This is a genomic window from Spirosoma utsteinense, assembly GCF_014282275.1.
Lineage (GTDB): Bacteria > Bacteroidota > Bacteroidia > Cytophagales > Spirosomataceae > Spirosoma > Spirosoma utsteinense.
The window spans coordinates 91,896-99,958 of sequence record NZ_VFIA01000023.1 but is presented as its reverse complement, the minus strand read 5'-3'; the positions used below and the strand labels follow the sequence as shown (position 1 = coordinate 99,958).

Annotated in this window: 7 protein-coding genes; 4 read left to right on the top strand and 3 right to left on the bottom strand. The window is 49.4% G+C overall.

Annotated elements, in window-relative coordinates; all coding sequences use genetic code 11:
- Positions 1–498: 498 nt before the first annotated feature.
- The 3 genes from FH603_RS17955 to FH603_RS17945 all read left to right on the top strand — a co-directional run bounded on the left by FH603_RS17955 (position 499) and on the right by FH603_RS17945 (position 4,726).
- Positions 499–894: a hypothetical protein gene (locus FH603_RS17955; RefSeq protein ID WP_186738972.1), complete on the top strand. Its 396-nt coding sequence runs from the start codon at positions 499–501 to the stop codon at positions 892–894.
- Positions 895–1,371: 477 nt separating this feature from the next.
- Positions 1,372–4,455 carry a DEAD/DEAH box helicase gene (locus FH603_RS17950; RefSeq protein WP_186738971.1) on the top strand — a complete coding sequence of 1,028 codons (3,084 nt, stop codon included), beginning with the start codon at positions 1,372–1,374 and terminating at the stop codon, positions 4,453–4,455.
- Between the two features lie 94 nt (positions 4,456–4,549).
- On the top strand, positions 4,550–4,726 hold the full coding sequence (locus tag FH603_RS17945) for a hypothetical protein (protein WP_186738970.1): 177 nt from the start codon (positions 4,550–4,552) through the stop codon (positions 4,724–4,726).
- Between the two features lie 309 nt (positions 4,727–5,035).
- Here the strand turns inward: FH603_RS17945 and lgt are convergent, their stop codons facing one another.
- The 3 genes from lgt to FH603_RS17930 all read right to left on the bottom strand — a co-directional run bounded on the left by lgt (position 5,036) and on the right by FH603_RS17930 (position 7,420).
- Complete coding sequence (gene lgt / locus FH603_RS17940; protein ID WP_186738969.1) at positions 5,036–6,058, bottom strand: prolipoprotein diacylglyceryl transferase; 1,023 nt, start codon at positions 6,056–6,058, stop codon at positions 5,036–5,038.
- An 87-nt stretch (positions 6,059–6,145) separates the two neighbouring features.
- Positions 6,146–6,757 (bottom strand): cupin domain-containing protein, encoded by a 612-nt coding sequence (locus FH603_RS17935; RefSeq protein WP_186738968.1) that lies wholly within the window; start codon positions 6,755–6,757, stop codon positions 6,146–6,148.
- A gap of 150 nt (positions 6,758–6,907) precedes the next feature.
- On the bottom strand, positions 6,908–7,420 hold the full coding sequence (locus FH603_RS17930) for a phosphoribosyltransferase family protein (RefSeq protein WP_186738967.1): 513 nt from the start codon (positions 7,418–7,420) through the stop codon (positions 6,908–6,910).
- Between the two features lie 168 nt (positions 7,421–7,588).
- On the opposite strand from FH603_RS17930, the gene FH603_RS17925 reads away from it, so the two are divergent.
- Complete coding sequence (locus FH603_RS17925; protein ID WP_186738966.1) at positions 7,589–7,993, top strand: DUF4783 domain-containing protein; 405 nt, start codon at positions 7,589–7,591, stop codon at positions 7,991–7,993.
- Positions 7,994–8,063: the final 70 nt, after the last annotated feature.

Below are 8,063 nucleotides of genomic sequence, written 5' to 3'. Positions count from 1 at the left end.
GCCCACTGGTAGTCGGTCAGTTTAGTAAATTGTTTGGTCACGGCTTTGTTGCTTGGTCGCTACAAAGGTGACACGACTACCAGCCTTTTTCAATTCCCCAACACGTTCTTAATCCATAGAAATCGGTTCGGTCTGTTGTGGTCCATGCCACAACAATCGGCCTGTTCATCTATCAGTTTTACTTTGCTGATAAACGCAATTAAGCCACTACCTATTTTTTTGGTAAATCTGAATGTGATTTTCGTAAACGGTTCAATCGAATTATTCACTGGTACTGATGGACATTCGAAGGCTATTTCACTGGATACCATCTCATCGATCAGCGCATTAAAGAAAATTTTTGTTGAGCGCCGGAAGCAAACTCACTCGTCGACTTTAGCTCATTTCAACTATAGACTGACATACACCGCTGGTGACCGCTTTCCGGCAAACGCGTCTCAGAAAGCATCCACACTATCCAGGACCGGCACGATCGATTGTGCCGTCCGATTCCACACCATGAAGAAACCGTCGACGAAGACAGACTTATACTTCGCCTGCTTTTTTACTATCTCCGCCAGTGTATTGATGTACCTGCTGTGGCATAACTCGTTTGTCGCCCGGTGGCTGCTGCTGTCCGGTACGGCGGGGATATTCGTTACAATGCTGAAAGCTTGGTATACGGTGGCGACGCGGCCCCATAATCCCGCTTATGATGAAGCCATTCGTTGTAACGAGCAGGACAAGCGGGATTTTCACGACTTCGTCTGCGCTATGGACGAAGATCGCTACTGGGCGCTGTGTGATGAGGTGAGGCCAGAAGCCTTCGAAGCTTATCTGTTCGAGATTTACGAACGGGAAGCCAAACCCAATGGCACCAAGTATTCAGGCAAACCCGTGTACATGTATCCATAATATTTCTGTGCCGACCGCCGGATCATTACAGCCCATAAGCGATGGCTCCGGCATGAACCAGCCCGTTTGGGTCTGACCGTAAAGAGTCAGTTTATGATTGCCTACCCCGCTTCTGCCCCCCACAAAGGGCGTTCGACCACGTGGCCGCATCTGCTCCAGCCATAACCACTACATATCCTCCATCTTCCCATTCATTTTTCGCTAAGCGAGAAGTGAGACGGGTTACAGGACGTTTATAGCCACTCCATCAACTTTTTCTATTCTTACTCAGATAGCGTTTGCCCGTTTGGGTAACATTCGTATATTTGGCACTGTTGGGCAATCGGTTTTTAGGCCAATTCGTTCGTAATGAGCGTCTTTTGTCTTCTCTCTAATGGCCCCGTAACGCTCGCTCCAACGGGCTTCCTCACACGAAACGTTCACCCTCCAGTTAGTCCCGTTGGCCAGGAGCCGATGGGCTGGCTACTGTGTAGCATCATGAAAATCGCGCCCACGCAACCGTTCCAGATCGTTTACTCGCTGCTCAATCACGAGTTTCTGGGTTATCTCATCGAGGCCTTCGTGGTGCAGCGCAACAGCCGGGGCGAACTGACGCTGCTCAACCAGACCCTCTCGACGCAAAACGTAGATGAGTTCGCCAAAGAACTCGACGAGCGCGATTTTGAACTCGTCCGGCTCATCGACAGTATCCAGCAGGATACCATCGTGAAGAAGTTCAACACCCGACGCTTACCCGCCGTTGACTTCTTTCTGAAAATATACGACCCAAACAAAGGCGACAAACTGGTGCAGGAGGCTATCTGCGGTTACCTCGAAACCATGAAGTCGCAGATCATGGCGCTGCTGCCCGGCAAACCTTTTTATGTAATGGGTAATGATGGTAACCCAGCCTGGACGCCCATCCAGTGGATGCCTGAGCCAGCGCGGGTCCATTTTCACTTCGTTCGCAATGCCGACTCCACCCATTATTTTCCCATTGTCCGGTATCCGGTGGGGCGGGAACTGATGACTTCCGATGCGCACGCAAAGGTCCGTGGCGTTCCGGATACGGTCAGGAATGAAATACCCGGCGGAAGCGCCGAAACGGTACGCGTCGATTTCCAGTTCAAGGACGCGCTCATGATCTGCGACGAACCCGCCTGGATGATGGTCGACAACAAACTCTACCATTTCAGTAAGAACGTAGACGGGAAGAAGCTTCGCCCTTTTTTCACCAAGAACCACATTGTCATTCCCCGTAATATCGAGCAGCAATATTACGAGCGATTTGTAACCCAGCTGATCGCAGCTTACGACGTTTACGCGAAGGGGTTCGAAATCAGGGCCGAGTCCATTGAGCCGGTACCCGTATTGACCGTTTCTGAACTGGTAATGACAGGGAAGGGCGTTGCCGTACCGCTGTTCTCCGGCGATTCGGATACGGTTGAAGCAGAGCATGATACCGGGCAGCGTATTGCCTTTGACTTATCGTTCCGATACGGTGATTTTACCTTCCGGTTCGATAGCTTCGGGACGGCCGCTAATGTTAGCCTGGAGAAAAAAGGCGATGACTATGTGTTCCACAAAATTCGCCGGGATCAGCGTTTGGAACGCCAGAAGCTGATATTCCTTCGTGAAACCGGCCTCGACCTGCGCCACGGACGGCTGGCCATTCCGAAGGTAGAAGCCTTCAACTGGCTGTCGGACCATAGCGTTGACATTCGGAATGCGGGCTTTGTGCTTCAACAACATGCTCAGGATACCAAACGCTACTTCCTCGGTTATTCGAGCATCAACGTATCCATTCAGGAGGGCCGCGACTGGTTCGACATTTACGCCAATGTACGGTTTGGCGAGTTCGAAATACCCTTCCTCAAACTCAGGACGCTTATTCTGAACAAGAAGCGGGAGTTTACGCTACCCAATGGCGAAGTAGCCGTTATTCCCGAGGCCTGGTTTACGAAATACTCCGAGCTGTTCGGTTTTCTGGAACACGCCGACGGCATCGATCGGCTGGTACTCCAGAAACACCACCTGGCCCTGGTGCAGGAACTGGAGCGCGATGGGCTGGCAGCAACCATCATGAGCCGCAAACTCGAACGACTGCGCGACTTCGAAGAAATTGAGTCGTTTCCGCTGCCCGCCGAGTTCAGGGGAACCCTGCGCCCCTACCAGCAGGCAGGCTACGACTGGATGAACTTTCTGCGGCAATACCGATTTGGCGGCTGCCTGGCCGACGATATGGGCCTGGGAAAAACAGTGATGACACTCGCTATGCTTCAGGGACGCAAAGAAGCCATTCAGGCAGCCCTGGCAAAAAACGACGAAACAGGCGAGCCGGTAGAGAGCCGACCCAGCCTGCTGGTGATGCCAACCTCGCTGCTCTACAACTGGGAACTCGAAGCGCGTAAGTTCACGCCCGGTTTGCGGGTAATGGTGTATACGGGCACCTACCGCGACAAGAACACAGCCCAGTTCGACGACTACGACCTGATCCTGACCTCGTACGGTATCGTCCGGATCGACATCGGCTTGCTGAGCGACTACCGGTTCGACTATGTGATTCTGGATGAGTCGCAGGCAATCAAAAATCCATCGTCGCATATTACCAAGGCCGTCATGCAGCTCAACACGGCCAACCGGCTTATCCTGACCGGCACCCCCCTCGAGAACAGCACGCTCGACCTCTGGACCCAGATGTCGTTCATCAATCCGGGTTTGCTGGGTAGTCAGTCGTTCTTCAGGAATGAGTTTCAGGTGCCAATCGAGAAACGGCACGATGAGAGCAAGACCGGGCGGCTCTACGGACTTATCAAGCCGTTCATGCTCCGTCGTAACAAATCGCAGGTAGCAACGGACCTGCCCGAAAAGGTGGAAAGTGTGCTGTACTGCGAAATGTCGGCCGATCAGTCGACCCAGTACGAAGAAGCCAAGTCCTATTACCGAAACCTGATTCTGGAGCGCATCGAGGAAGAAGGCATGGCCAAGTCGCAGATGGTGGTGTTGCAGGGACTGACCAAGCTCCGGCAGATTGCCAACCACCCCCGCATGGTCGATGCTGATTACGAAGGCGATTCGGGCAAGCTGGACGATGTGCTGATGCGGCTCGAAAGTGCCATGACCGAAAACCACAAGGTGCTGGTATTTAGTCAGTTTATTAAGCACCTGAACGTAGTGCGCCAGTATCTGAAGGAGAAAAACATCAAATATGCCTATCTGGATGGATCAACATCGGACCGCCAGAGCCAGGTCGAGCTGTTTCAGACCGACGATTCGGTGAAGCTGTTCCTGATCTCGCTGAAAGCGGGTGGGCTGGGTCATAACCTCACCGCAGCGGATTACGTATTTATTCTGGACCCCTGGTGGAACCCCGCTATTGAGGCCCAGGCCATTGATCGGGCGCACCGCATCGGGCAGCAAAAAACGGTGTTCACCTACAAGTTTATTGCCAAAAATACGGTCGAGGAGAAAATCCTGTCTCTGCAACGGGCTAAACAACAGCTGGCTGGCAGCCTGATCACGACCGAAGAAACGTTTATGAAGTCGCTTACCAAAGAAGATATTATGGTGCTGCTGGAGTAAGCAGCCCGAACCACTCGCTTGATTTTTGAGGACGATTGAGCCCATTATACGTTTATCAACTGATCATTCACCAATCACCAACCAACGCAACGTTATGAATACAAAAAGTGTGTTCGGCATCATCCTGACGCTCATCGGTTTAGCCGGTCTGATCTATGCTGGTATAGATTTCACAAAAGGGGGCATAGCGCAGGCTTCATTCGTATACCTCATTCTGGGCGGCATTTTCTTCTTCGCCGGTATCAGCCTCATCCGCAGCACGAAGGCTTGACAAGACAGCAGGAAAAAGATTTAACAACTTTCCCTATTCTAAAGAATGGGATTCGACAGCAGGGAAACTAAAGGTTTGTCCTTATGCTATCCCAATTTAGTGTATGGATGCTGCTTATTAGTGGCATTTATGCACCATGAGCGGATATCCAATACTACCCCCTTTTGAAAAATTACCGAATGCATTCAATAACGCTCGGTGTACTCTTGTTGTACTAAAGTAATCGCTCTAGACGGAAAGCCGGTTACAAACGAGTCTGAGAGACTAACTAAAATTTAGTTAGTCTCTCAGACTCGTTTGTAACCGGCTTTATATCAAATAGTTAAGTTTAAGATAAGGCTTTTTCAGGTTTGCTATATGATTTTGTGAATGTCTTACTTTGACAACTCGTCTGTTAACAGCTGGTACGTCGCAGTCATTAGACCAGCTTGACTGATGGTCCTTGCTCGAGTTGGGTAGCGGTGATGTATGCTCACAACGGTAACAAATGCTTGTTGATTGGATTACTAATGCCACTGGAACGAGTAGAGAGGGTCTGATAGAATTTCTCAGCAACAGAAATAAGCCAACTAAAACAGCCGGTATACTCAAAATTTGACCCATATTAAGGTTCATGCTGTCTTCAAAAGCAATCTGGTTTTCTTTGAAGAATTCCCAGACGAACCTTAACCCAAAGACCCAGACCAAAGATATGCCTAACATCGTACCTGGTGCTGATTGCTTTCGATACGTTTTCCAGTACCAGAACAGCACAACGAATAATATCAGGTAGGATAAGGATTCATACAACTGAGTTGGATGGCGGGGCACCTGGCTAAACTCATGGTCGCGAACAAAAACAAAGGCCCAGGGTACGTTAGTGGGCTTACCAAAAATTTCTGAGTTCATCAAGTTGCCAAACCTAATGAAAGCCCCGGCAAGGGCAGCGGTAATACACATACGGTCAGTGATCCATAAAAACGTTTGACCAGTCGTCTTGCTGGATGAACGTTGCGAATAGAGCCATAAAGCAATAATAGCGCCTATTATGCCTCCATGGCTGGCAAGACCACCAAAAGGAGGGGTTATAACTCGTAATGGATTATGCAGAAATTCGGTAGGTTCGTAAAAAAGAAAATGGCCTAACCTTGCACCCAAGAAAGTTGACAAGACCATGGTTGTCAATAATGGATCGATGTCAGCTAGAGGTTTTTTCTCCGTCTTGAAGATGAACGTCATTAATTGGACTCCAATTAGAAATCCGGCTGCAAAGAGTAAACCATACCACCTTATGGGCCAAGACCCGATACGAATAATGTCTGGATCAACATCCCAAACGATATACTGAAGCATAGTCTCGTGTTATGTAAGTAAACATTATGTTGAGAAACTTACTAACCTTCCGGCCCACTTGCAAAAAACAGCATCTTGGGTGATGCCTCATCTTTTTGGTGCATCCCAGGATCCTAAAATCTCAATGTATTTGGCATTCTTCTTCCGTAATGAATCCATCTTCGTGGCAAATTCGGAATGCTCAGGTTTTACCGTTTTAAAGAGTTCCACCCGGTCTTTGATATGACGTTCAAAACCACTTGGTGTAATCGATAGCAGCAGTTTGACGGGAACACTGGCCAGGTTAGCTTGCCCGTGTGGAGTACCTCGTGGAATTAAAATATAGGACCCCTTCGGCAATGTATAAACCGAGTCGGCAACTTTAGCCGTTAGTGTCCCCTCCAGTACGTAAAACGATTCGTCCCAACTGTTGTGTCTATGCATTGGTGTTTTGTAACCAGGCTGTTCCGTTATTTCTACCAGTGACCAAGCTCCATTGGTAGCTGCACTATCCACTAAGAACCTTACCTTACCAAAATCGTAAGGAAGTGCCGCTGGCTCTCCCGTTTTATAGACCACTAGACCTGTTTTCCCAACCTGTTGCTTTCTTAAATCGTTGGCTGTCTTCTGTGCTCGTAATGGCGGTGTAATCGTGAGGCATAGTGCAAGGAAAAGAAATGCAGGTAAGCCTGTTTGATTGAAGACTTTTCGATTTCTCATGCTCTTAGCTTTAGTAGTGATACTAGGTTAGTAAGGAATTACACTCGAAAAAGCAGGTAACCGATGGCTGAACCAGATAAAAACAACGGTACGGGCATCGTCCCCGTAGCAGGCAGAAGTAACAAAAATAAAATCGGCCCTTCCCTGACTTTACCGTAGATAAACGCCCATCTGGTTTTCATCGCTGAGGATTACCTCGACATGGTCGGTCAGGGTCGTGCTCAACTCGTAGCCCTTGTAGTCGGCAGAGACGGGGAAGCGGGGATAATTACGGTCGATTAATACAGCTACCTGGAGCTTTCGTACCGATACACATAAGAACGGCTGTAGGCTGAAAGCCAGTGTCCGGCCCGTATACAGCACATCATCGACTATAATAACCACTTTGTCGGTGTAGTCCACATCGGGATGGCTGGTCCGAACCGGCGGCTGAGTCAACTGGTTCTTATCCAGCTCTAGTTTAATCAGCTCCACCTGAAAGGGTGCAATTTGCTGCAACTCCTGTGCCAGCGCCTGTGCCAGCACATAGCCCTCCCCCGAAATACCGGCCAGCAACAGGGCTGACTCTTCGAAATTGGTCTCATACATCTGAAACGCGATCCGCCGAATTTTCTGGCGGATTTGTTCAGCGTTCAGAATAAGCGTTGGTGTAACAGTATTCATGCAGCGAAGAAACGGGTTAGTCCTGCAAAGATGAGAAAACTAGTTAGCCAACGAAACAGGCTACCAACTTACCAACGTTCAGATTGACCAGAAAAGCAAAAAAAATCTCCCCGCCTTTGGCATAGTTTTCGCCAATCAGGACATAACGACTTGATTTGACTTCCAGCTATGAACCTTGTTATCTGTTCACTTCTAACCATTACGCTCTGGTCGTCCCGGACCAGACCCGCTGCCGACATTGCGCTGACCAAAACCGTACGAACATCGCTGGCCAGCGGTAATGCCCGGCAGTTATCGACGCATTTTGCCAAAACCGTTGAGCTGGTCATCGACACCGAGAACGTCGATTTTTCGTCGGTAGGCGCTACTCACGCCGAAATCATTCTGCGGTCGTTTTTTCGCAAGCATCCCCCCCACCGGTTTCAGTTCGTATACCGGGGCTCTTCGGAGCAGTTGCTCTACAGTACGGGTATCTACGAAACCGACGGCCAGACATTCGATGTATACATACTGATGCGCCAAACGCGCGACCGGCAGTTTGTTATCAATACCCTCCATTTCCGGAAAGAATAATAGGAAAACGAAACAGAAGGCCAAAAAGAAAGGCCAGTTATTAGCCATCCCAACTTTTCGTTTTTTTCCG

Bases quoted from the DNA above. Each gene is read 5' to 3' on its own strand.
- FH603_RS17955 (WP_186738972.1), top strand. From the start codon at position 499: ATGAAGAAACCGTCGACGAAGACAGACTTATACTTCGCCTGCTTTTTT.
- FH603_RS17950 (WP_186738971.1), top strand. From the start codon at position 1,372: ATGAAAATCGCGCCCACGCAACCGTTCCAGATCGTTTACTCGCTGCTC.
- FH603_RS17945 (WP_186738970.1), top strand. From the start codon at position 4,550: ATGAATACAAAAAGTGTGTTCGGCATCATCCTGACGCTCATCGGTTTA.
- lgt (WP_186738969.1), bottom strand. From the start codon at position 6,058: ATGCTTCAGTATATCGTTTGGGATGTTGATCCAGACATTATTCGTATC.
- FH603_RS17935 (WP_186738968.1), bottom strand. From the start codon at position 6,757: ATGAGAAATCGAAAAGTCTTCAATCAAACAGGCTTACCTGCATTTCTT.
- FH603_RS17930 (WP_186738967.1), bottom strand. From the start codon at position 7,420: ATGAATACTGTTACACCAACGCTTATTCTGAACGCTGAACAAATCCGC.
- FH603_RS17925 (WP_186738966.1), top strand. From the start codon at position 7,589: ATGAACCTTGTTATCTGTTCACTTCTAACCATTACGCTCTGGTCGTCC.